21 protein-coding genes, 2 tRNA genes and 1 other RNA gene are annotated in these 22,343 nt (G+C 68.3%); 15 read left to right on the forward strand and 9 right to left on the reverse strand.

Annotation, left to right across the window (positions count from 1 at the left end; all coding sequences use genetic code 11):
* Positions 1 to 50 precede the first annotated feature (50 nt).
* The gene (locus ACSHWB_RS19965) at positions 51 to 1,352 is read right to left on the reverse strand and encodes a zinc-dependent metalloprotease (RefSeq protein ID WP_439663510.1); all 1,302 of its coding nucleotides are present in this window, start codon (positions 1,350 to 1,352) and stop codon (positions 51 to 53) included.
* 44 nt (positions 1,353 to 1,396) lie between these two features.
* On the opposite strand from ACSHWB_RS19965, the gene ACSHWB_RS19970 reads away from it, so the two are divergent.
* Positions 1,397 to 2,476 (forward strand): YlbL family protein, encoded by a 1,080-nt coding sequence (locus ACSHWB_RS19970; protein ID WP_439663511.1) that lies wholly within the window; start codon positions 1,397 to 1,399, stop codon positions 2,474 to 2,476.
* 98 nt (positions 2,477 to 2,574) lie between these two features.
* Here the strand turns inward: ACSHWB_RS19970 and ACSHWB_RS19975 are convergent, their stop codons facing one another.
* Positions 2,575 to 3,114 carry a PPA1309 family protein gene (locus tag ACSHWB_RS19975; protein ID WP_439663512.1) on the reverse strand — a complete coding sequence of 180 codons (540 nt, stop codon included), beginning with the start codon at positions 3,112 to 3,114 and terminating at the stop codon, positions 2,575 to 2,577.
* 94 nt (positions 3,115 to 3,208) lie between these two features.
* Between ACSHWB_RS19975 and ACSHWB_RS19980 the strand changes: the two genes are divergently transcribed.
* The 3 genes from ACSHWB_RS19980 (at position 3,209) to ACSHWB_RS19990 (ending at position 6,659) form a co-directional block, all read left to right on the forward strand.
* On the forward strand, positions 3,209 to 6,214 hold the full coding sequence (locus ACSHWB_RS19980) for a UPF0182 family protein (protein ID WP_439663513.1): 3,006 nt from the start codon (positions 3,209 to 3,211) through the stop codon (positions 6,212 to 6,214).
* 53 nt (positions 6,215 to 6,267) lie between these two features.
* Positions 6,268 to 6,341, forward strand: a tRNA-Met gene (locus ACSHWB_RS19985).
* Between the two features lie 244 nt (positions 6,342 to 6,585).
* A tRNA-Met gene (locus ACSHWB_RS19990) sits at positions 6,586 to 6,659 on the forward strand.
* 310 nt (positions 6,660 to 6,969) lie between these two features.
* Here the strand turns inward: ACSHWB_RS19990 and ACSHWB_RS19995 are convergent.
* Positions 6,970 to 7,179, reverse strand: a complete 210-nt coding sequence (locus tag ACSHWB_RS19995) for a hypothetical protein (protein ID WP_439663514.1) — start codon at positions 7,177 to 7,179, stop codon at positions 6,970 to 6,972.
* A gap of 386 nt (positions 7,180 to 7,565) precedes the next feature.
* Here ACSHWB_RS19995 and ACSHWB_RS20000 point away from each other — a divergent pair, with 386 nt between their 5' ends.
* The 6 genes from ACSHWB_RS20000 to ACSHWB_RS20025 all read left to right on the forward strand — a co-directional run bounded on the left by ACSHWB_RS20000 (position 7,566) and on the right by ACSHWB_RS20025 (position 12,372).
* Complete coding sequence (locus ACSHWB_RS20000) at positions 7,566 to 8,066, forward strand: PadR family transcriptional regulator (protein WP_030470382.1); 501 nt, start codon at positions 7,566 to 7,568, stop codon at positions 8,064 to 8,066.
* A gap of 60 nt (positions 8,067 to 8,126) precedes the next feature.
* The gene (gene prfB / locus ACSHWB_RS20005; RefSeq protein WP_439663515.1) at positions 8,127 to 9,230 is read left to right on the forward strand and encodes a peptide chain release factor 2; all 1,104 of its coding nucleotides are present in this window, start codon (positions 8,127 to 8,129) and stop codon (positions 9,228 to 9,230) included.
* A gap of 175 nt (positions 9,231 to 9,405) precedes the next feature.
* Entirely contained in the window at positions 9,406 to 10,095 is a 690-nt protein-coding gene (gene ftsE, locus ACSHWB_RS20010) for a cell division ATP-binding protein FtsE (RefSeq protein ID WP_030470385.1), read from the forward strand.
* A gap of 40 nt (positions 10,096 to 10,135) precedes the next feature.
* Positions 10,136 to 11,038 carry a permease-like cell division protein FtsX gene (gene ftsX / locus ACSHWB_RS20015; protein ID WP_439663516.1) on the forward strand — a complete coding sequence of 301 codons (903 nt, stop codon included), beginning with the start codon at positions 10,136 to 10,138 and terminating at the stop codon, positions 11,036 to 11,038.
* A 30-nt stretch (positions 11,039 to 11,068) separates the two neighbouring features.
* On the forward strand, positions 11,069 to 11,545 hold the full coding sequence (smpB, locus tag ACSHWB_RS20020) for an SsrA-binding protein SmpB (RefSeq protein WP_439663517.1): 477 nt from the start codon (positions 11,069 to 11,071) through the stop codon (positions 11,543 to 11,545).
* The gene (locus ACSHWB_RS20025) at positions 11,545 to 12,372 is read left to right on the forward strand and encodes an amidohydrolase family protein (RefSeq protein ID WP_439663518.1); all 828 of its coding nucleotides are present in this window, start codon (positions 11,545 to 11,547) and stop codon (positions 12,370 to 12,372) included. The genes smpB and ACSHWB_RS20025 overlap by 1 nt, the downstream gene beginning before the upstream one ends.
* Here the strand turns inward: ACSHWB_RS20025 and ACSHWB_RS20030 are convergent.
* Positions 12,357 to 12,998, reverse strand: coding sequence for a response regulator transcription factor (locus ACSHWB_RS20030; protein ID WP_439663519.1), 642 nt, complete (start codon positions 12,996 to 12,998; stop codon positions 12,357 to 12,359). The two genes, ACSHWB_RS20025 and ACSHWB_RS20030, sit on opposite strands and share 16 nt — an antisense overlap.
* The gene (locus tag ACSHWB_RS20035) at positions 12,986 to 14,227 is read right to left on the reverse strand and encodes a sensor histidine kinase (protein WP_439663520.1); all 1,242 of its coding nucleotides are present in this window, start codon (positions 14,225 to 14,227) and stop codon (positions 12,986 to 12,988) included. Before ACSHWB_RS20035 ends, ACSHWB_RS20030 begins: the two co-directional genes overlap by 13 nt.
* A gap of 122 nt (positions 14,228 to 14,349) precedes the next feature.
* On the opposite strand from ACSHWB_RS20035, the gene ssrA reads away from it, so the two are divergent.
* Positions 14,350 to 14,727: a transfer-messenger RNA gene (gene ssrA / locus ACSHWB_RS20040) on the forward strand.
* 210 nt (positions 14,728 to 14,937) lie between these two features.
* Here ssrA and ACSHWB_RS20045 read toward each other — a convergent pair.
* Both ACSHWB_RS20045 and ACSHWB_RS20050 read right to left on the reverse strand, forming a co-directional pair.
* Positions 14,938 to 15,387, reverse strand: a complete 450-nt coding sequence (locus ACSHWB_RS20045) for a hypothetical protein (protein WP_439663521.1) — start codon at positions 15,385 to 15,387, stop codon at positions 14,938 to 14,940.
* An 87-nt stretch (positions 15,388 to 15,474) separates the two neighbouring features.
* Positions 15,475 to 16,398, reverse strand: a complete 924-nt coding sequence (locus ACSHWB_RS20050) for a saccharopine dehydrogenase NADP-binding domain-containing protein (protein WP_439663522.1) — start codon at positions 16,396 to 16,398, stop codon at positions 15,475 to 15,477.
* 53 nt (positions 16,399 to 16,451) lie between these two features.
* On the opposite strand from ACSHWB_RS20050, the gene ACSHWB_RS20055 reads away from it, so the two are divergent.
* From ACSHWB_RS20055 to menC, 4 genes are read left to right on the forward strand one after another with little or no spacing between them, the layout of a single operon-like run.
* Positions 16,452 to 17,396 carry a GlxA family transcriptional regulator gene (locus ACSHWB_RS20055; RefSeq protein ID WP_439663523.1) on the forward strand — a complete coding sequence of 315 codons (945 nt, stop codon included), beginning with the start codon at positions 16,452 to 16,454 and terminating at the stop codon, positions 17,394 to 17,396.
* A 29-nt stretch (positions 17,397 to 17,425) separates the two neighbouring features.
* Positions 17,426 to 18,838: an amino acid permease gene (locus ACSHWB_RS20060; RefSeq protein ID WP_439663524.1), complete on the forward strand. Its 1,413-nt coding sequence runs from the start codon at positions 17,426 to 17,428 to the stop codon at positions 18,836 to 18,838.
* Positions 18,816 to 19,535: a hypothetical protein gene (locus tag ACSHWB_RS20065; protein WP_439663525.1), complete on the forward strand. Its 720-nt coding sequence runs from the start codon at positions 18,816 to 18,818 to the stop codon at positions 19,533 to 19,535. Before ACSHWB_RS20060 ends, ACSHWB_RS20065 begins: the two co-directional genes overlap by 23 nt.
* The gene (gene menC, locus ACSHWB_RS20070; protein ID WP_439663526.1) at positions 19,532 to 20,635 is read left to right on the forward strand and encodes an o-succinylbenzoate synthase; all 1,104 of its coding nucleotides are present in this window, start codon (positions 19,532 to 19,534) and stop codon (positions 20,633 to 20,635) included. The genes ACSHWB_RS20065 and menC overlap by 4 nt, the downstream gene beginning before the upstream one ends.
* Here menC and ACSHWB_RS20075 read toward each other — a convergent pair.
* Together ACSHWB_RS20075 and ACSHWB_RS20080 are read right to left on the reverse strand one after the other, a co-directional pair.
* Entirely contained in the window at positions 20,620 to 21,222 is a 603-nt protein-coding gene (locus ACSHWB_RS20075) for an HD domain-containing protein (RefSeq protein ID WP_439663527.1), read from the reverse strand. The two genes, menC and ACSHWB_RS20075, sit on opposite strands and share 16 nt — an antisense overlap.
* Positions 21,219 to 22,301: a macrolide family glycosyltransferase gene (locus ACSHWB_RS20080; protein WP_439663528.1), complete on the reverse strand. Its 1,083-nt coding sequence runs from the start codon at positions 22,299 to 22,301 to the stop codon at positions 21,219 to 21,221. The genes ACSHWB_RS20075 and ACSHWB_RS20080 overlap by 4 nt, the downstream gene beginning before the upstream one ends.
* Positions 22,302 to 22,343 lie beyond the last annotated feature (42 nt).

The raw sequence follows: 22,343 nt of genomic DNA on the forward strand, positions 1-22,343 counted from the left end.
ACGCGCCCGGCGAGGAGATCCTCGCCGGGCGCGTCGTTTCAGAAGACCGATCAGGCCTCTTCTGGCTTGTCGCCCTTCTCGCCGTCCTCGCGCATGGTGCGCTCCAGCTCGGCGATCGGGTCCTCCAGCGCCTTGCGGGTGTTCGTGAGGCGCTCGGCGAACTCCAGCGGGTCGTCCAGGTCCTCCGCGGTCGGGACGAGCTCGGCGTGCTCCCACACGCTGTCGCGCACCTCGACGCCGTGCTGGTCGCCGATGAGCTTCCACAGGGCCGAGGCGGCCCGCAGCTTGCGCGGACGCAGCTCCAGACCCACGAGCGTGGCGAACGTCTGCTCGGCCGGGCCACCGGAGGCACGGCGGCGGCGCAGCGTCTCGCGCAGCGCGGGGGCGCCGGGCAGGCGGTCGGCGACGGCGGCGTCGACCACGACGTCCACCCAGCCCTCGACGAGGGCGAGGAGCGTCTCCAGGCGGTTCAGCGCCGCCTTCTGCTCCGGGGTGGTCTGCGGTTCGAGCAGGCCGGAGCCCATGGCCTCCTCGATGGAGGCGGGGTTCGACGGGTCGATCTGGCCCGCGAGCTGCTCCAGGGCCGAGGTGTCGACCTTGATGCCCTTGGCGAACTCCTCGACGGTGTCGAGCAGGCGCTGCCGCAGCCACGGCACGTGCGTGAACAGGCGCTGGTGGGCGGCTTCGCGGGCGGCGAGGAACACCATGACCTCGGACGCCGGGCGCTCCAGGCCCTCGGTGAACTTCTCGATGTTCGCGGGCAGCAGGGCCGCGGTGCCCTCGGGACCGAGCGGCAGGCCGACGTCGGTCGAGGTCAGCACCTCGGCGCCGAGCTGCGCCAGCGCGTTGCCGAGCTGCGAGCCGAACGCCATGCCGCCCATCTGGCCGAGCATCGCGAGCAACGGACCGGCCGCCTGCTTCGCCTCGGCTGGCATCGCCTCGACCCACGCGCCGGACATCCGCTGCGCGACCGGGTCGCACAGGCGCTGCCAGGTCGGGATGGTGCGCTCGATCCAGTCGCGCGCGGTCCACGCCTGCGTCGTGCGGGTGCCGGCGGGCAGCGACGTGACGGGGTCGAGCCACATCTCGGCCAGGTGCACGGCGTCGGTCACCGCGCTGGACTGGTCGGACGCGAACCCGATCGTGGTCGTCGTCGAGGACAGCTGCTGGAACGCGATCTGCTTCGCGAGGTCGTAGTTCACCGGCCCGCTCGACGACCCCGCGTTGCTCAACATGGAGCCGAGCTGGCTCAGCATGTTGCCCAGTTGGCTGAAGTCGAACGGGTTGTCTCCCGGCTTCCCGCTCTTGTCCTCGGGGTCGTGCGGGCTGAACCCGAACGGCACGTCACTCATGCCTCTACCGTACGCGGATAGACATGGTCGTACGCTGTTCAGCCGTGAGTGAAACCGTCGCGACCGCACCCGCACCCGCGCCCCCGCCGAGGGAGCGCGGACTGACCCGCAGGACGTGGACGCTGATCGTCAGCTTCCTGGTGGTGGCGATACTCGGGACAACGGGCGGTTTCGTCCAGGTCCCGTACGTCGCGCTGGGCCCCGGCCCGACCTACGACGTGCTCGGCAAGGTCAAGGACACCGACGTGGTCTCGGTGGACGGGCAGGACACGTTCCCCACCAAGGGAAGCCTGCGCATGACGACGGTCTCGCTCACCGACGACGTGTCGCTGTTCGGCGCGCTCGGCCTGTGGCTGTCCGGCCGCTACGCGCTGGCGCCGCGCGAGGAGTTCTTCAAGCCCGGCGAGTCCGAGCAGCAGGTCCAGGAGAACAACGAGCGCGCGTTCAGCGAGTCGCAGACCGCCGCGGAGGTCGCCGCGCTGCACTACCTCAAGTATCCGGGCATGGTGATCGCGAACCAGGTCACCAAGGGCAGCCCCGCGGACAACGTCATCCCGCTCGGCGCCCGCATCATCTCGGTGAACGGCAAGCAGGTGCAGAGCGCAGCCGACGTGAGCGGCGCGCTCGAGAACACCAAGCCGGGTGACCGCATCGAGGTGGCGTTCGAGAAGGACGGCACCTCGCAGTCGACCCAGCTCACCCTGGGCACCCGCGACGACGGCCGACCGGCGGGCTTCATCGGCATCTCCCCGGTGGACCGCGCCGACGTGCCGTTCAAGATCAAGATCAGCCTGTCCGACGTCGGCGGCCCGTCGGCCGGCCTGATCTTCGCGCTCGCGATCGTCGACAAGCTGACGCCGGGCGAGCTCAACGGCGGCAAGGTCATCGCGGGCACCGGCGAGATCACCGGCGACGGCACGGTGAAGCCCATCGGCGGCATCGCGTTCAAGATGGTCGCCGCGAAGGAAGCGGGCGCGACGGCGTTCCTCGTGCCCGCCGACAACTGCACGGACGCGAAGCAGCAGGCGCCGGAGGGCCTCCGGCTGATCAAGGTCGAGAACCTGACGGACGCCGTGTCGTCACTGGACGCGCTCAACTCCGGCAAGGACACGCCGGGCTGCTGAGCAAGGCGACGTGTCCGCTCGTCGCGAACATCGGGCAACGAGATCACAACCCCGGCGCGTTCGAGTGCCGGGGTTGTGCCAGCCTGGGGACGTGACGACTAGGGCCGCAGCGTGGCGAGCAGCGCGTCGGTGAGGTTGGGCGCCAGCTCGGGGTGCTCGACGACCTCCTCCGGCACCTCGACCGTGCCGCGCAGGCGCAGCAGGCAGGAGACCGAGCCGTCGCGCAGCACCACGGCCACCAGGCGGGCCTCGCGCCGCGCAGGGTGGGCGGCAGCGAACTGGCGGGCCGCCTCGTCGTCGAGGTCGCCGTGGCTCAGCTCCGTCTCCGCCTCCGGGGGCAGGACGACGATCTCCTGCGCCAGGGCGCAGCCGGTGACCGCCGGCGGCCATTCGATGCCCGCGAGCGCGTCGGCCAGATCGCCTTCCAGGGCGTCCTGGGCGATCGGGGTCAGCGGGCTCGACTCTGGGTCGAGCTGGCTGCGCAGCTCCGGCTGCTGGTCGATCAGGTCTGAGGTGGCCACGAGGGCGAAGAGTTGCGGTGGCTGCTCCCAGCCGCCTGCCGCTACGAACTCCTCAACCTCGCGGGCGACCGTCGGGAGGATGACCGCTGGCGTTTCACTCGCTGACACGCGTGTCATCGTAAGACTGCGGACTTCACGGGAACCCAGGGCGTCGTCCGTAGAGTTGGACTAAACGTACGTATCGATTTACCGCGATCCAGGAGCGTGCCTCGTGGCCACACGGCCTCCGGTCGGACTGCCGAAACTGTCCCGGCGCAGCCGAATACTGCTCATCGTGGGTGTAGTGCTCCTGTTCGGTCTCATCACGGGATCGCGGCTGCTCGACACCTACGTGAACTGGCTGTGGTTCGGCGAGGTGAAATTCCGCGACGTCTACAGCACCGTGCTGCTCACCCGGCTGGCGCTCTTCGTGGCCGTCGGGGCCGTGGTCGGCGGCATCGTCGGACTCAACCTCTACCTCGCCTACCGGGCGCGGCCGGTGTTCGTGCCGGTGTCCGGGCCGGACGACCCGGTGGCGCGCTACCGCACGGTCGTGATGCGGCGGATGCGCCTGTTCTCGATCGGCATCCCGGTCTTCATCGGGTTGATCGCGGGCGCGTCGGCGCAGGACAACTGGCAGCAGATCCAGCTGTTCCTGAACTCCCAGCCGTTCGGCGTGACCGACCCCCAGTTCGGGCACGACATCGGCTTCTACGCGTTCCAGCTGCCGTTCTACGAGTGGCTGCTGTCGTGGCTGTTCATCACGGTCGCGGTGTCGTTCATCGGCGCGGTGATCGCGCACTACCTGTTCGGCGGCATCCGGCTGGCCGGTCGCGGCGGCCAGCTCTCGGGTCCCGCGCGGCTGCACCTGGCGCTCGTCGCCGGCACGTTCGTGCTGCTGAAGGCCGTCGCGTACTTCTTCGACCGGTACACGCTGCTGCTGCACGAGAACGAGAAGTTCGTCGGCGCCAGCTACACCGACCTCAACGCGGTGCTGCCGGCCAAGCTGATCCTGCTGTGCATCGCGGTGTTCTGCGCCGTCGCGTTCTTCGCGGGCGCGTTCATGCGCAACGTGCAGCTGCCCGCCATCGCGACCGTCCTGCTGGTGCTGTCGAGCGTGCTCGTCGGCGCGGCGTGGCCCGCGGTGCTGGAGCAGTTCTCGGTCAAGCCGAACGCCATCCAGAAGGAGGCCGAGTCGATCACCCGCAACATCGCGGCGACACGGCAGTCGTTCGGGCTGACAGAAGACAAGGTCGAGACGAAGCCCTACGAGGGCAAGCAGAACGTCAGCAACGACCAGGTCAAGACCAACGACGCGGCGACGCTCGGCAACATCCGCCTGCTCGACCCGGCGGTGCTCTCGCGCACCTTCACGCAGTTCCAGCAGCTGCGGCCGTTCTACGGCTTCCCGAACAAGCTCGACGTCGACCGGTACACAGTGGACGGCAAGCTGCGCGACTACATCGTCGGCGTGCGCGAGCTCAAGCTCGACAGCCTGCCGCAGGGTCAGCGCGACTGGATCAACCAGCACCTCATCTACACGCACGGCAACGGCTTCGTCTACGCCGAGGCGAACAAGGTCAACGCGGTCGCCGACGAGTCCAACGGCGGCTACCCGGACTTCAAGACCGGTGAGGTCAAGTCCAACGGCGAGGTCGGCAACGACCCCAAGGGCATCAAGGTCGACCAGCCGCGCACCTACTACGGCGAGCTGTTCGGCCAGAACGACTACTCGATCGTCGGCGGCCGCCCGGCCGGCTCGGCGGCGGAGTACGACACGGACGCCAAGTCCTACACCTACACCGGCACCGGTGGCGTCCCGATCGGCGGCCTGTTCGACAAGCTCGCCTTCGCGGCCTACTACGGCGAGCGCAACATCCTCTTCAACCAGTCGATCGCCGACGACTCGAAGATCCTGTTCAAGCGCACGCCGCGCGACCGCGTGCAGGCCGTCGCCCCGTGGCTCACGGTGGACAGCGACCCGTACCCGGCCGTCGTCAACGGCCGCATCACGTGGATCGTCGACGGATACACCACGCTGGAGAACTACCCGTACGCGCAGCGCACCCAGCTCGGTGACGCGACGAACGACTCGCTCACCGCGGACGGCGTCGTCATCTCGCAGGTCAACAAGCCCGTCAACTACATCCGCAACTCGGTCAAGGCCACTGTGGACGCTTACGACGGCTCGGTGAACCTGTACCAGATCGACGACAAGGACCCGGTCCTCAAGGCGTGGATGGGCGTCTTCCCGAACACGGTGAAGGCGGGCAGCGAGATCTCCCCTGAGCTGCGCCAGCACTTCCGCTACCCCGAGGACCTGTTCAAGGTGCAGCGGCAGATCCTGTCGAAGTACCACGTCTCGTCGCCGTCGGACTTCTACTCCGGTGTCGCCTACTGGGCACCGCCGCAGGACCCGACGATCGACAACGTGACGACGGCCGACGCCCAGCGCGACGCGGCGAGCAAGCGCAGGGACGCCCAGCCTCCGTTCTACGTCCTCGCCGGTGACCCGAGCGACGCGAGCAAGGTCCGCTTCCAGCTGACCAGCCCGCTCGTGCGTGAGAACCGCGAGTTCATGGCGGCCCACGTCTCGGTCGGGTCCGATCCCGACAACTACGGCAAGATCAGCGTGCTGCAGCTCAGCCAGGACGCCAAGGGCCCGCAGCAGATCCAGACGCAGTTCCTCACCTCGGACAACGTCAGCCGCGAGCTCAACCTGCTGACCCAGCAGAAGACGACGGTCGTCTACGGCAACCTGCTCACACTTCCCGTGGGCGGAGCGCTGCTCTACGTCGAACCCGTCTACATCGAACGCGCGTCGAACAACACGTCGTACCCGCAGCTGTCCAAGGTGCTGGTCTGGTACGGCGACCGGGTCGGCTACGCGTCCACGCTGAACGAGGCGCTGGAGCAGGTGCTCAGCGGTGCGGGCTCGGTCGTGCCGCCGGCCAGCGACAACAACAACGGCAACGGCCAGACCTCCACGCCGCCGTCGACGACACCGCCGACCAACAGCGCGCTGAGCCCCGAGCTGCAGAAGGCGATCAACGACATCGGCACTGCGCTGGACGACATCACCAAGGCGCAGCAGAGCGGCAACTTCACCGAGCTCGGCCAGGCCTACGGACGCCTGGACGACGCCCGGAAGAGGTTCAAGCAGTACAACGTCGGTGCCACGACACCGCCGGCGACGGGCCAGTCGTCGGTTGTGCCGAGCCCCACACCGTCCGGCTGACCTACCGATTTGCTTTTCCTGCTCCACCCCGCGTAAGGTTCTATTCATACCGACGCGGGGTGGAGCAGCTCGGTAGCTCGCTGGGCTCATAACCCAGAGGTCGCAGGTTCAAATCCTGTCCCCGCTACACAGTTCGAAGCCCGGAGCCATCAGGTTCCGGGCTTCTTGCTTTAACGCAAGTAGTTTCCAGAACTGCTCGTCGACAACTACATCCACGACCCGCGTCAGTCGCGGTTTTCTCGCCGCATCTGCCGCGTACGGCGCCCGCACCACCCTTGAACTGCGAAGACCTCGTTAAGAGGGGGGTGGTAAAAACGGGTTTCCAGAGGGTGTATAGTTCTACTTACAACAGCAAGACAAGCAAGAAGCGGCGCGGGGTGGAGCAGCTCGGTAGCTCGCTGGGCTCATAACCCAGAGGTCGCAGGTTCAAATCCTGTCCCCGCTACAAAGGTAGGAAGGCCCTGTTCGCGGAGATCGCGAACAGGGCCTTTTTCGCATTGCATTGGGGGCGGAGCCCCCAAACCCCACCCTGGGGGCAAGCCCCCGGACCCCCGTAGGTGGCCAGTCGGGCGAGGCTCCCGGATCCCCGTGGATGACCAGTCGGGCGAGGCCCCCCGGTCTCGTGGGTGGGAAGGCCTCGGACTCCCGTAGGTGGCCAGTTGGGCCAGGCTCCCGGTCCCGTAGGCAGGCCAGATGGGTATGGCCCCAGGTCCCGGGGGCGGGCCCGGTCCCCTGGGTGGGTCAGGCGAGGTCGTTCAGGTCATGTTCTCCGCCCAGTACTGGGCGCACAGCATGCTGGAGCAGATGCGGCCCTCGCCGTTGACGGTGCGGTGCTTGCGGATCTGCTTGCCGCACACCATGCACTCGTCCTTGCCGGCCTGCTCCGGGATGCCGCCCGTGACCCAGGCCCGCGTGTGGGCGGCCACCTTCTTGTGGTCCAGCCACTTCATGTTCAGGTTCTTCATGGGGTCCCCGACCTCCGTTGTCGTGCGCCGCTGCTGGCAATGATCATTTTCCCGGAACGGCAGGCGTAGGAAAGGGGTCGGAGCGGACATCACCGGGTCGTGCGACGAAGGCCCTCGACCGTCCATTCGGGTGGCTTCGCCCGGTGAGGTCGTACCGCCGATCGAGTGAGAACGGGGGACTTTCGTTTCTGCGAAAGGACTTTTCCATCCGGGATGGACACGGACGGTCAAGCGGCCAAACGCGTGAGGCTTCGAAACTGCCGCTTACTCAGCGAGACTTTTCGTTGCTCCGCATGGCCCATCAGACTAGCCCGGTGATCAGCCACTGTGGACAGAACGGCTGACCATTGTGGACAGCTTCCCCCAGACGTGGGAACGTTGTCGTTGTGTCAGACCTGAATGCGACCGCAGCCGCCCTGCTCGGGCTGCTGCACGACGGACCCAAGACCGGTGGCCAGTTGGTGGCGGAAGCCGGAGACCGCTTCGGCGCGTTCTTCAGCGTGACCCGCTCCCAGGTGTACCGCGAGCTGCCCGCGCTGGCTGACCAAGGCCTGCTGCGCCTCGGCAAGCAGGGACCGCGGTCCAGCCAGCAGTACGTGCTGACGGCCGCGGGCAAGAAGGCCTTCAAGAACTGGCTGCTGTCCGAACCCGGCCCGGACCACCTGCGCAGCCCGCTCATCCTTCGTCTCGTGCACGCGGGTTCGCTGACCGCGAAGCAGCGCGAGTCCCTGATCACGACCGCGCGTTCGACGTACGGTCAGGAACAGGAGAGCGCGAAGAGCGCGGCCAAGACGGCCGAGGACCCCTACGCCAAGGCGGTGGCCGAGTTCGGTCTCGCCCACGCGAAGGCCGTTCTCAAGCTGCTCGACGCCATCCCCACGGCTTAAAGGGGACGCCAGCGAAGCACCGGTCGCGTACGGCGACCGGTGCTGGCGTAATCTTTTTGCGTGAACCCGGACGTCGAAGCAGACATCAAGGACCTCTCCGCCACTCTTTCGAGCATCGAGGCGGTGCTGGACCTCGCTGCGCTGCGCGCCGCTGTCGCGGACCTGGAGGACCAGGCTGCCCGCCCTGACCTCTGGGACGACCAGGAGAAGGCGCAGAAGGTCACCAGCGCGCTCTCCCACAAGCAGGGTGAGCTGCGTCGCGTCACCAACCTGCGTGAGCGCCTCGACGACCTCCCCCTGCTCTACGAGCTCGCGGAAGAGGCCGAGGACGCCGAGGCGGCGGCCGACGCGGACAACGACCGCGCCAAGCTGCGTGAGGAGATCGCGAGCCTCGAGGTCCGCACGCTGCTGTCGGGCGAGTACGACGAGCGCAACGCCCTGATCACCATCCGCGCCGAGGCCGGTGGCGTCGACGCCGCGGACTTCGCCGAGATGCTGCTGCGCATGTACTCGCGCTGGGCCGAGCGCCACAACTACCCCGTCGACGTCTTCGACACCTCCTACGCGGAAGAGGCGGGCATCAAGTCCGCGACGTTCCGCGTCACCGCGCCCTACGCCTACGGCACGCTGAGCGTCGAGCAGGGCACGCACCGCCTCGTGCGCATCTCGCCGTTCGACAACCAGGGCCGCCGCCAGACGTCGTTCGCCGGCGTCGAGGTCGTGCCCGTCGTCGAGCAGACCGACCACGTCGAGATCGACGAGAAGGACCTGCGCGTCGACGTCTACCGCTCGTCCGGCCCCGGCGGCCAGGGCGTCAACACGACGGACTCGGCGGTGCGCCTCACGCACATCCCGACCGGCATCGTGGTGTCCTGCCAGAACGAGCGCTCGCAGCTGCAGAACAAGGCCACGGCCATGAACGTCCTGCAGGCGAAGCTCCTCGAGCGCCGCCGGCAGGAGGAGCAGGCCAAGATGGACGCGCTGAAGGACTCCGGCTCCAGCTGGGGCAACCAGATGCGCTCCTACGTGCTGCACCCGTACCAGATGGTCAAGGACCTGCGGAACAACCACGAGGTCGGCAACCCGTCCGCCGTGCTCGACGGCGAGATCGACGACTTCCTCGAGGCCGGCATCCGGTGGCGCAAGCAGTCCCAGCAGGTGTAGTCAGCTGAGCTGGGTCGAAGAGCACGTTCAGCCCCGAACGAGGGCAGGACGTGCTCTTTTCGTGGACGGGTAGTGCCTGGTCGGACACGGGGCGTCGACGTCTCGGCCGCCCTTCCGGGGCTGGAAGTTAACCGGAACGGGGGCTTTACCCCGGCCATGAGTAGACTCGCGCCTCGTGATTCGTCTCGAACACGTTTCCAAGGTCTACAAGACCTCCACGCGTCCTGCGCTCGACGACGTGTCCGTCGAGATGGAGAAGGGCGAGTTCGTCTTCCTGATCGGGCCTTCGGGGTCCGGCAAGTCGACGTTCCTGCGCCTGCTGCTGCGCGAAGAGGTGCCGACCAGGGGACGCGTCTACGTCTCCAACTTCGACGTCGCCAAGATGTCGCGGCGCAGGGTCCCCCGTCTGCGTCAGTCGATCGGCTGCGTGTTCCAGGACTTCCGTCTTCTGCCCACGAAGACGGTCGCCGAGAACGTCGCCTTCGCGCTCGAGGTCATCGGCAAGCCCCGCAACACCATCGTCAAGGTGGTGCCGGAGGTGCTGCAGCTGGTGGGCCTCGACGGCAAGGAGGACAGGTTCCCGACCGAGCTGTCCGGTGGTGAGCAGCAGCGCGTCGCGATCGCCCGTGCGTTCGTGAACCGCCCGCTGGTGCTGATCGCCGACGAGCCGACCGGAAACCTGGACCCCGACACGAGCCAGGACATCATGTTGCTGCTGGAGCGGATCAACCGCACCGGCACGACCGTCATCATGGCCACGCACGACCACGGCATCGTCGACTCGATGCGCCGCCGAGTGGTGGAGCTGTCGTACGGCAAGGTCGTCCGTGATGACGCGCGCGGCGTTTACGGCGTTGGCCGTTAAGCGTCCCTAAGCCCCCGAACCCCAAGGAACCCCGCCCCCGATGCGTACCAGCTTCGTGTTCAGCGAGGTCATCACCGGACTTCGCCGGAACGTCACGATGACGATCGCGATGATCCTCACGACCGCCATCTCGCTCGGGCTGCTCGGCGGTGGCCTGCTCGTCGTCCGCATGGTCGACAAGATGCAGGCCAACTACGCGGGCAAGCTCGAGGTCTCCGTGTTGCTGACGAACGACGTCAGCGCCAACGACAAGGACTGCACACAGCAGCCGTGCGCGGGCCTGCGCTCCGCCCTGGAGCAGACGTCCGGCGTCGAGACAGTGGTGTTCCAGAACCGCGACGAGGGCTTCGAGCGCTTCAAGCGCATCTTCGAGGCCCAGCCGGAACTGCTCAAGCTCGCGCGTCCCGAAGCCATCCCGGCGACGTTCCGCGTGAAGCTCGAGGACCCGGAGCGCACCGACGTCATCAAGCAGGCCTTCGAGGGCAAGCCCGGTGTGAAGGGCGTCGACGACCAGGGCAAGTTCCTGGAGAGGTTCTTCGAGGGCCTCAACGGCATGCGCGACGTCGCCCTGATCCTCGCGCTCATCCAGGCGTTCGCCGCGCTGCTGCTGATCTCGAACACCATCCAGGTGTCGGCGTTCACCCGCCGCGTCGAGGTCGGCATCATGCGACTGGTGGGCGCGACCCGGTGGTACACGCAGCTGCCGTTCCTCATCGAGGCGGTCGTCGCGGGCATCATCGGCTCGGTCACCGCGGTCGGCGGCCTGGTGCTGTTCAAGGCGTTCTTCCTCGACCGGATCACCAGGAACCTCACCGAGTCGGGCATCATCCCGCCGATCGGGTATCTGGACATCCTGATCGTGTCGCCATGGCTGTTCCTCGTCGCGATAGTCATCTCGGCGACGACCGGCTACGTGACACTCCGCCTCTACGTGCGCCTTTAAGAGTTTTGCCGAGCATTTAGACTGGTCGTCATGGTCAAGGAACGCGGGCAGAAGGTCATCGCGTCGAACCGCAAGGCTCGGCACGACTGGTCCATTCTGGACACCTACGAGGCGGGCATTCAGCTCGTCGGCACCGAGGTGAAGAGCCTGCGCATGGGACGGGCGTCCCTGGTGGACGCCTTCGCCCAGGTCGACGACGGCGAGATCTGGCTGCACGCGCTGCACATCCCGGAGTACGTCGCGGGCACCTGGACGAACCACGAGGTCCGGCGCAAGCGCAAGCTGCTGCTGCACAAGAGCGAGATCGAGCGGCTGATCGGCAAGACCAAGGAGTCCGGTCTGTCGCTCGTGCCGCTGCAGATGTACTTCAAGGACGGCTACGTCAAGGTCGAGATCGCGCTGGCGAAGGGCAAGAAGTCCTACGACAAGCGCCAGGACCTGGCGAAGCGCGACGCGAACCGCGAGATCGCCAGGGCGCACGGCCGCGCCCTGAAGGGTCGCTACTGATGGCACTGGTGGACGTCCACGTCCACTTCATGCCGCAGAACGTCCTGGACAAGGTCTGGGCGTACTTCGACCGCGTGCGCGAGTCCGGGGTCGACTGGTTCATCTGGTACCGCACGGACGAGAACGCCCGGCTCACCGCACTGCGGGAGCTGGGCGTCGTCGCGTTCGCACCTCTGCTCTACCCGCACAAGCCGGGCATGGCGCAATGGCTGAACGAGTGGGTGGCCGACTTCGCCGCGCGGGTGCCCGAGGCGGTGCCGACGGGCACGTTCTACGCGGAGCCCGGCGCCGAGGCGTACGTGCGCAAGGCCCTCGAGAGCGCCGCACGGTGCTTCAAGTCCCACGTGCAGGTCGGCGGCTACGACCCGCGTGACGCGCTGCTGGACGGCGTCTGGGGGCAGCTCGCGGAGGCCGGTGTGCCGGTCGTGGTGCATTGCGGCGACGGGCCGTCTCCCGGTGAGCACACCGGGCTGGGCGTGTTCGAAGAGGTGCTTCGGCGCAATCCGCGGCTGACGGCCGTTCTCGCACACGCCGGGATGCCTGACTACTCAGGCGCGTTGGACCTCGTGGAGCGCTATCCGAACGTGCACGTCGACACGACGATGGTCGGCGTTCCGTTCGTGGAGCAGATGGCGCCGCTGCCGGCCGACTGGCGTTCGCGGATCGCGGGGCTGGCGGACCGGGTGGTGCTGGGCACCGACTTCCCGAACATCCCGTACCCCTACGAGGTGCAGCTCGACGCCATCAGGTCGTGGGGCCTGGACGCCGCGGCCGAACAGGCGGTGCTGCACGACAACGGCGCCCGTCTGCTTCAGCTGTCGAGATAGGCCAGCACGGCGCGCACGCGGCGGTGCTCGGAGTTCGACGGCTCCAGGCCGAGCTTGGCGAAGATGTTGCCGACGTGCTTCTCGACGGCGCCGTCGGACACCACGAGCGAGTTGGCGATGGCCGTGTTGGACAGTCCCTGTGCCATCAGCCCGAGCACCTCGCGTTCGCGGGGCGTCAACGAGTCGACGGGGCTCTTCTTGCTGCGCACCATGAGCTGCGTGATCACCTCGTGGTCGATGCTCGTGCCGCCGTCGGCGACCCTGCGCACCGCGTCGACGAACTCCTTCACGTCCGCCACCCGTTCCTTGAGCAGGTACCCGACCCCGCTGGCACCGCCCGCGAGGAGCTCCACGGCGTAGCGCTCCTCGACGTACTGCGACAGCACCAGCACCGGCAGCCCCGGATAGCGGCGGCGGCACTCGATGGCGGCCCGCAGGCCCTCGTCGGTGAACGTCGGCGGCATCCGCACGTCCACCACGCACAGGTCCGGCTTGTGCTCCGTCACGGCGTCGAGCAGCGCGTCACCGTTCTCCACCGCCGCGACGGTCTCGATGCCCTCGTCGGCGAGCAGCCTCTGCACGCCCTCCCTCAGCAGCACCGAGTCCTCGGCGATCACCACGCGCACGGCAACTCCGCTCGAATAACGGTCGGCCCACCAGCGGGGCTGACGACGACAACCACACCGTCGATGGTCGCAGCACGGTCCGCGAGCCCGGCGAGTCCGCCGCCCGGCCGCAGTTCCGCGCCACCCTGACCGTTGTCGGTGACCTCGACCAGCACCCCGGTGTCCACCCTGTTGACCCGCACGGTCGCCTTGGTGCCGTTGGAGTGCTTGGTGATGTTCGTGAGCGCCTCGCCGACGGTGAAGTACGCGGCGCTCTCCACCGATGTCGGCGGCCGCGGTTCCACGTCGACCTGCAGCTCGACCTCGATCGGCACACGGGCGGCGAGCGCGGACAACGCGGCGTCGAGCCCCCGGTCGCCCAGGACGGACGGGTAGATGCCCCGCGCCAGGTCCCGCAGTTCCTTGATGGCGAGCTTCGCGTCCGCGTGGGCCTCGGCGATGAGCTCGGCGGCACCCTCCGGATCGGTGTCCATCTTGGACTTCGCGCGACCCAGCCCCATCGCCACGGCCACGAGCCGCTGCTGCGCGCCGTCGTGCAGGTCGCGTTCGATGCGCCGGCGCTCCGCCTCGGCGGCCTCGACCCCGCGGGCCCTGCTCGACGACAGCCGCTCAGCCTCGATCATCAGCGCGTCTGCCCGCGTCGGCCCGAGCATGGCCCGCGCGAACCTGCCGTGCACCGTGCCGAGCGCCCTGGTACCGAGGACCGCGAACGGGATCAGCGCCAGCCCGATCAGCGAGACCGGCAACGCCGACACGAAGGAGTCGATCGTCCAGAACTCGCCCACGATCACCGCGAACGGTGCCTCGCCGATCCAGAACGGCACCGCCATGAACGCGGCCACCGCCACCCACATCGCGAGGACGGCACCGAACTCCAGAACGCCGATCGGCAGCAGCAACAACAGGTACCCGTAGTCACGCCAGGTGGCCGGATCGGTGAACTGGGCCTTCCAGCGCTGCCACAGCGTCGTGCCCGCCGGCGTCGCCCGGTACGGGCTGGGGATGTCCGTGCGCAGCGCCGCCCTGACCCACGACCGCTCCATCGTCGCGCCACCCCGCACGACGTTCATGGCGAGCCACAGCAGCGGGATGCCCACCCAGAGGACCGAGGTCGCGAACCCCACGACGGTCAGCACGACGGCGAGGGTGAACCAGAAGATGCCGGTCACCAGGTTGGTCAGCAGGTAGAACCCGGCTGCGAGCGCGTTCGGTTTCCTCATGACGTCCATGCTGTCGTTCCCGCTGGTCAGAGACCATCTGGCTAGCTATCCGGTCGGGGGTGGGGACAGCCCTACCTGCCTCGGGAAGAACTCGTTGGCCCCAGTCGTTATGCTAGGTGCAACCACTACCAGGGGGTGAACGGTTTCGACTGTGGACGTTGATTCAGGGGAAGCGTGCCGGTGCAGGCGAGAGACCACCGTTAAGCGTCATCGCAAACCAATAAGCGCCACGTCTAACGACAAGCGCACCGCGTACGCTCTCGCTGCCTGACAGCGGAGCTAGCGGTTGTCGGCCTAGGAGTGCCTTCGGCCTAGTTCCCGGCATCAGCTAGAGGGCTTACCTGCAGTCTCGGTCGCGGAGACTGTTCGGGAAACTCACAGCGACTGGGCCCGTCACACCTGCTCGTTCGCGTGACAGGTGGGGTCAAGCAGAGACACAGCGGACTGCGCACGGAGAAGCCCTGATGAACCGGCACAGGACCCGGGTTCGATTCCCGGCACCTCCACTTCGGTGGGCGGCGAGTGCTCGCACCCTGCGGGCGCTCGCCGTTCCTCGTTTCGGGTGTTTTCTGGGGGCCGAGCCCCCAGACCCCACGCCGGGGGCAAGCCCCCGGACCCCCGCCGCCTCGTCGCTTCGCGACCTTGGCGGTAGCCGGTGTAGCCGGTGTAGCCGGTGTAGCTAGCGGAGCCGGCGTAACCGGCGGAGCTGGCGTGGTTGGTTATGGGCAGCTGGTGTCGTTGTAGTAGCAGTCCACGGTGCGGACGATCTGGTGGTCGATGTCGCGCACGGTGATGCGGACGAACTCGATTCCGCCTGGCGTGGTCGTCGTGAGTGAGAACGGGTCGATCTGCACGGTTGCCGCACCCTTGCCTCGCTGGTCCACCGCCGGGATCCAGGCCATGCCGGTGACCGCCTTGTTGCCCTGGCGGCCCGTCCAGGTCATGTCCGCCCACTCGCCGGCGCGCACGTAGATGGACGGGGTGGTGACGGACACCGTGCGGCGTGACGTCGACCAGGTCAGGTTGCCGTTGCCGCTCGTGGCCAGAGTGCCCGAGCTGTGGTTCACGTTCACCGCGTAGCCGGTTGCTGCTGAGGCCGTGCCCGCCGTGGTCGTCACTAGTGCCGCCATGGCCAGTAGGGCTACGCCCAGCCTGGTGAAGATCCGCATGTGCAGTTCCCTCCGAGATTCGGTGTTCGGAGGGAGGGTGCGGGGCGGGAGTTGCGGAAGGCTTGCAGGGTTTCTGCAATCCGCAGGTCAGAGGGCGTGGGCGGTCTGAATGACGTTTGTCAGGGAGCGCAGGAAGTCCGGGGCGTCGAACATCGCGCCCGCTGAGGCGACGCCGGTGACGTTGAAGCGGCCGGTCAGCAGGCGTTCGACTGCCTCTACGGCCAGAGGGGCGCTCACGGCGTAGATGTCCTTGCCGGTCGCGACCAGGCGTCGTTCCTCGCTGACCCTGCGGACTCGGACGTCCACCTCGAACGTTTCGGGCTCCTGGCGTTCGGCTGCGGTGTGCAGGCCCTGTGCCGCGGTGGTGGACATGTAGTCGGTCACCGAGGCGATCTGGAGGTGGCTCGGCACCGTGACCACGTCGGCCATCGAGAACTCGCCGATCACCTGGCTTGTGCCGCCGGGGAAGTCCCAGTCGAGGGTCGGTGGGGTGTCGCCGTGGTACTGGAGTTCGCCGTCGCGGAAGCGGACGCGTTGGCCTTCTCGCCGGTCTCGGGAGACCTGACCTGCGGTGAGGGTGCCGGCGGTGGGCTGCCAGCCGCTGAGGCCGTAGGCGATGTGCGCCTCGTCGGCGGCGCCCCACTCGGCCATCGCGGCGGTGACCAGGAGATCTGCGAGGCCGCCGAAGAACGCCATCGCGGGTACGGCCGGGACGGAGGCGCCGCGGGCGAACGTGTCGGCGTTCGCCTCGATCTCGGCCGCCACGTCGACGTACGGGATGCCGGCGCGTTCCGCCGCGGCGAGCAGCGGGAGGGCGGTGATGGCGAACGGGCCGGCCGTGTTGATCAGCGCGTCGGCGTCCGTCAGCGCGTTGTCGAGTGCTTCGGGGTTGTCGGCGGTGGCTTGGGCGCGGCCGAACGGCAGCGGGGTGTGGCCGCGCTTTTCCAGTTCTGCCACGACAAAGCGTCCCGTGACGCCGGACGCGCCGTACACCGCGATCTTGTGTCCCATGTGGACCATTCAAGTCGCGGGGGCGAGATGGGGCTAGTGTCTGGAACGACGTGATGCGTACAGTTTCGGACATGCTGGCGTTTGCTGTGACGGACGGGATGCTGCACTTCGAGCTGACCGCCACGTACGAGATCTTCACCGCCCCGCAGCTCGGCTACGAGGTCCGGATCTGCGCGAACGGGCCGGTGCGGCTCGGCAAGTTCACGCTGGAGCCGGATCTGCCGCTCGACCGGCTGCGGAGTGCGGACACGGTGATCGTGCCCGCAGTCGAGGACGTGGACGAACCGTTCGACCTGGAGCTGGTCCAAGCCGTCAAAGCCGCGCACGACAACGGGGCGCGGATCGTGTCGTTGTGCACCGGGGCGTTCGTGCTGGCGGAGGCCGGGCTGCTCGACGGGCTGCGGGCGACGACGCACTGGGGGCACACCGACGAGCTGGCCAGGCGTTATCCGCGCGTCGAGGTCGACCCTGACGTGCTCTACGTCGACAACGGGCAGGTGATGACCAGTGCGGGCAAGGCGGCGGCGATCGACCTGAGCCTGCACGTCATCCGCAGCGACTACGGCACCGCCACGGCCAACACGGCGGCTCGCCGGCTCGTCGTGCCTCCGCATCGGGACGGTGGGCAGGCGCAGTTCGTGCTGGCGCCGGTGCCGTCGGGGGAGGGTCATCCGCTCACCGAGCTGTTCGACTGGGTGTCGGCGCGGTTCGACCAGATGATCACCGTGGAGGCCATGGCGCGGCAGGCCAACATGAGCTCGCGGCACCTCGCGCGGCTCTTCAAGGCCGTGACGGGCACCACGCCGTTGCAGTGGCTGCACACCCAGCGGATCCGGCGCGCGCAGGAGCTGCTGGAGATGACGGACGACAGCGTGGACCAGATCGCGGAGGCGTCCGGGATGGGCACGGCCACGACGTTGCGGCGGCACTTCCACAGGACGGTCGGTGTGCCGCCGGACACATATCGCCGCACGTTCCGCCCGGTTGGTGGCAAATAGGTTCTGCCGGGACCAGTTAAGTTGTCCTGATGAGCAACGAACAGCGCATCGGGGCGCGGGTGTTGCGGCGCAAGCCGATCGACCAGCTGGCCCACCCTGGCAGCGAGCTCAAGCGGACCATGGGTGTCGGCCACCTCACGATGATCAGCATCGGGGCCACGCTCGGCACCGGCATCTTCGTCGTGCTGGGGGAGGCAGTACCGCTCGCTGGGCCTGCCATCGTGCTGTCGTTCGTGCTGGCGGGCATCACGGCGTTGTTCTCCGCGCTGTCCTACGCCGAGCTCGCGGGCCTGATCCCCGCGTCCGGCTCCTCGTACTCCTACACCTACGCCACCCTCGGCGAGATCGTCGCGTGGGTCTGCGGCTGGTGCCTGGTGCTCGAGTACGGGGTCTCGGTCGCGGCGGTCGCGGTCGGGTGGGGGCAGTACGTCAACGAGCTGCTGCACCTGGTGACGGGGCTGCGGATCCCGGACGTGCTGAGCCAGCCGCCGGGTGCGGGAGGGATCGTCAACGTTCCCGCCGTGCTGGTCGTGGTGATCTCGATGCTGGTGCTGCTGGGCGGCGCGAAGGGCAGTGCGCGCACGAACACGATCCTGGTGTGGATCAAGGTCGGCGCGCTGCTGATGTTCTGCGCGGTCGCGTTCACCGCGCTCAAGGCCGGCAACCTGCAGCCGCTGTTCCCGTTGGGGCTGGCCGGGATGAGCGCCGGCGCGGCCACGTTGTTCTTCTCCTACATCGGGTTCGACGCCGCGTCGACCGCCGGTGAGGAGGCCAAGAACCCGCAGCGCGACCTGCCGCGCGCGATCATCATCTCGCTGGTCGTGATCACGGCGCTGTACTGCGCCGTCGCGCTCGCCGCCGTGGGTGCGATGCCGTGGCAGACGTTCGAGGGCACGGAGGCGGCGCTGAGCCGGGTGCTGACGGACAACGTCAACGGTGCGATCTGGCCGATCCTGCTGTCGATCGGTGCCGTGGTGGCGACGACCTCGGTGGTGCTGACGGTCCTCTACGGACAGACGCGCATCCTGTACGCGATGTCGCGGGACGGGCTGGTGCCGTCGATCTTCGCGAGGCTGAGCCCGAAGACCGGGGTGCCGTTCGTGAACACGGTCGTGGTCGGCCTGTTCATCGCCGTGCTGGCCGCTTTGGTGCCGCTGGGGTCGCTGGCCGACGCGACGAGCATCGGCACGCTGTTCGCGTTCGGGCTGGTCAACATCGCGGTGATCATCCTGCGGCGCACCGAACCGGACCGCAAGCGCACGTTCCGGGTGCCGTTCTCGCCCGTGACGCCGTTGCTGGGCCTGGCCTTCTGCGTCTACATGATGTTCAGCCTCGGGCTGGACACCTGGATCGCGTTCCTCGCCTGGATGGTCCTCGGGTTCGTCATCTACTTCGGGTACAGCGTCAGGAAGGCACGCCTTGCGGTTCCAGGTGATCAGTGACGTCGCCGGCATCGCCCGCGCCGCCAGGTACTACGCCGAGGTCTGGGACACCACCGAGGACGTGCTGTCGTCGGAGACCCTGCACTGCGTCCGGCACGCGGGTGGCGCGACGATCGGGGCGTTCGACGGCGACGAGCTGATCGGCGCCACGACCGGGCTCTTCTGCCCGGACGGCTCGGTGTACTCGATGATCGCGGCCGCGCGGACCGGCGTCGGGCATCCGCTGAAGCTCGCGCAGAGGGACTGGGCCGTGGGACTCGGCGCGAAGTCGATGCGGTGGACCTACGACCCGCTGGTGTCGCGCAACGCCCGGTTCAACCTGGTCAAGCTCGGCGCGGTCGTCACCGAGTACACAGTGGACTTCTACGGGCCGATGCGCGACGGCGTGAACGACGGCGACGAGAGCGACCGGCTCACCGTGCGATGGGATCTCACCGGGGCCCGCGAGCCGCACGAGTCGGTGCCAGCCGGGGAGGTCACGCACACCGCGCCGGACGGGGAACCGTTGGCGCGCACCGATGGCGAACGGATCTGGTGCCGCGTGCCGCGGGACATCGTGCAGGTGCGCAAGGAGTCCGCCGGACTCGCGAAGCAGTGGCGGGAGGCGGTGCGCGGGGTGTTCGTCGACGCCTTCGACCAGGGCTACGTCGCCACGTCGATGTCCCGCGAGGGCTGGTACGGGCTGGAGCACCGGTGAGGATCGAACGGATCGAGCTGCTGCACGTCGCGATCCCGCTGGTGTCGCCGTTCCGCACGTCGTTCGGGACGATGACGACCAAGGACACGTTCCTGCTGCGGGTCGTCACGGACGCGGCGGAGGGCTGGTCGGAGTTCGCGGCCGACCCGGAACCGCTGTACTGCTCGGAGTTCGTCGCCGCCGCGGAACTGGTGCTGGAGCACCACCTCGTGCCGCGGGTGACGCCTGAGATCACGGCAGCGGAGGTGCAGGCGAGGACTCACGCGATCAAGGGCCACAAGCTCGCCAAGGCCGTGCTGGAGACGGCGGTCCTGGACGCCGAGCTCCGGTCGTTCGGCATGCCGCTCGGCACGTTCCTCGGCGCCACGGCCACGAAGGTGCCCGCGGGCGTCTCGGTCGGGATCAAGAACTCGATCCCCGAGCTGATCGGCGACGTCGAGGGCTACCTGGCCGAGGGCTACGCGCGGATCAAGCTCAAGATCGAGCCGGGCTGGGACGTCGAACCGGTGCGGGCCGTGCGCGAACGGTTCGGCGACATCCTGCTGCAGGTCGACGCCAACACCGCGTACACGCTGGCCGACGCCGACCACCTGCGCCGGCTGGACGAGTTCGGCCTGCTGCTGATCGAACAGCCGCTCGAGGAGGACGACGTCCGCGGGCATTCGCTGCTCGCGCACCGGATCCGCACGCCGATCTGCCTCGACGAGTCGATCACCTCGGCCAAGGACGCGGCGACGGCCATCGCTCTCGACGCGTGCCGGATCATCAACGTCAAACCCGCGCGGGTCGGCGGTTACCTGGAGGCGCGCCGGATCCACGACGTTGCGGTCGCGCACGGGATCCCGGTGTGGTGCGGCGGAATGCTGGAGACCGGCATCGGTCGCGGGCCGAACCTCGCGCTGGCTGCCTTGCCCGGCTTCGTGCTGCCCGGCGACGTGTCGGCGTCGCGCCGGTACTTCGCCGAGGACCTGACCGAGCCGTTCGAGCTGCGGGACGGGTTCATGCACGTGCCGGCCGGTCCCGGCATCGGTGTCGAGCCGATCCCGGAGACGGTGAAGCGCTTCACGACCTCGACGAAGGTGCTCTACGCCAGCGACTGAAGCTCGCGGGCCAGGTTGAGCCGCGCGGCGGCGTCCCACAGCTGCCGCGCGGGTTCGGTCACGAACAGCACCTCGCGGTCGAGCAGGGTCTTGAGCACCTTCGACCGTCCCGCGCGCCACGTCGGGTCGTCGTACTGCGAGTACTCCTGGCGCACGGCCTGGCTGTAGCGCTCGTAGTGCTCCGGCTCCGAGCCGAGGATGGCCAGGTCGGCGTCGAGCAGCACGTGCGCCAGCGGGTCGTCCGACGCGTGCGTGATCGTGGCCAGCACCAGCGACTCCACGCGGGCGATGTGCCCTTCCTCCACGCCGGCCAGGCGTTCGCGGGCCCACGCGGCCGACGCGCGTTCGTCCTCACCGGGCTTGCCCTCGTAGATCACGTCGTGCGCGCAGGCCGCCAGCGCGAGGATCGAGCGCTCCTCCACGGTGAACGCGAACGCGTCGGCCAGCGCCGACGAGTCGCGGACGACGCACACCACGTGGAAGGTGTTGTGGTAGGTCCGATGCGGTTCGGCGTAGCGCTCCATCAGATCGCCCGCGTCCGGTGCACCACCGAGCGTGCGGACCGCGTCGTCCCAGATCCGTCTCACCGCGCCAGTTCCTCCTCGACGACGTCAGCGGCGACCGCGCTGCCGCCCGCCTGCGCAATCATGCGCCGCATGTCCTTCACCCGCGCGGAAATCGCGGAATCCGACGTCAGCTGACCCACCAACGAGCGCACGCCCTCCACGGTCACCGTGTCGAGCAGCACACCGAGCCCGAGCTCCTCGACGCGCTGGCCGTGCAGCCGCTGGTCGGTCATGTGCGGCACGACGATCATCGGGACGCCGTGGTGCAGCGCCTCCATCACGCCACCCATTCCACCGCGCGTGACGAACACGTCGGCGTGCTTCAGCACGGCCAGCTGCGGCACCTCGTCGTGCGTTTCGACGTTCAGCGCGGGGCTCAGCACCTTGCCCTTCGTGACGAGGTGCCACGGCATTCCCCGTGCCGCGTCCGCGCAGATCTGCGTGCCGGTCGTCGCGAGCACGACCGGCCTGTCGGCAGGCGGTGCCCAGCCGCCCTGGAACGCGCGCCCGGTCAGGCACGGGCCGGCGAAGACGACCCGTTCGTCGAACGTGTGGCCCTCCGGCTGGAACTCCCTGGGGAACAGGGCGATCCGCCGGCGCGCGCCGGCCACGAACTCGGGCAGCGAGCTGCCGATGAAGCCGTGCACCCTCGTGAAGAACCCGATCGCGACCCGGTCGAACCGGCGCGGCGGCAACACCGCGGTGCCGAGCGACCAGTGCTGGTTGCTGGTCAGGAAGACATCCAGCAGCACGTTCGGCACGTCCAGCCGATGTGCGACGACACCGCCCGCCCAGGCTGCGATGTCCCACGCGACGATGTCCGGCCGGTCGTCGCGGAAGATGTTCTCCAGCTGGGGCAACGCCGCCTCGGCCTCGGTGAGCGCGAGCTGAGCGGCCTCGTAGAGCGACTCCGGCAGTGCACCGGGCAGCGTCGACCCGTAGAGGACCGGGGTCGCGCCGCACTCCGCGATGGCGGCGGCGAACCGCGTGCTCGTCGGGCAGCTCACCCGATGACCGCGGCGCACCAGCTCGGCGATCATCCCCAGCGCGGGCAGGACGTGTCCGCGTTCGGGAATGAGGAAGACCGCGATGTGCGCCATAGACCAGAACAACGTTGTTCGATTCCTGAAGGTTCAACGCCG

This window comes from Lentzea sp. HUAS TT2, assembly GCF_051853195.1.
Lineage (GTDB): Bacteria > Actinomycetota > Actinomycetes > Mycobacteriales > Pseudonocardiaceae > Lentzea.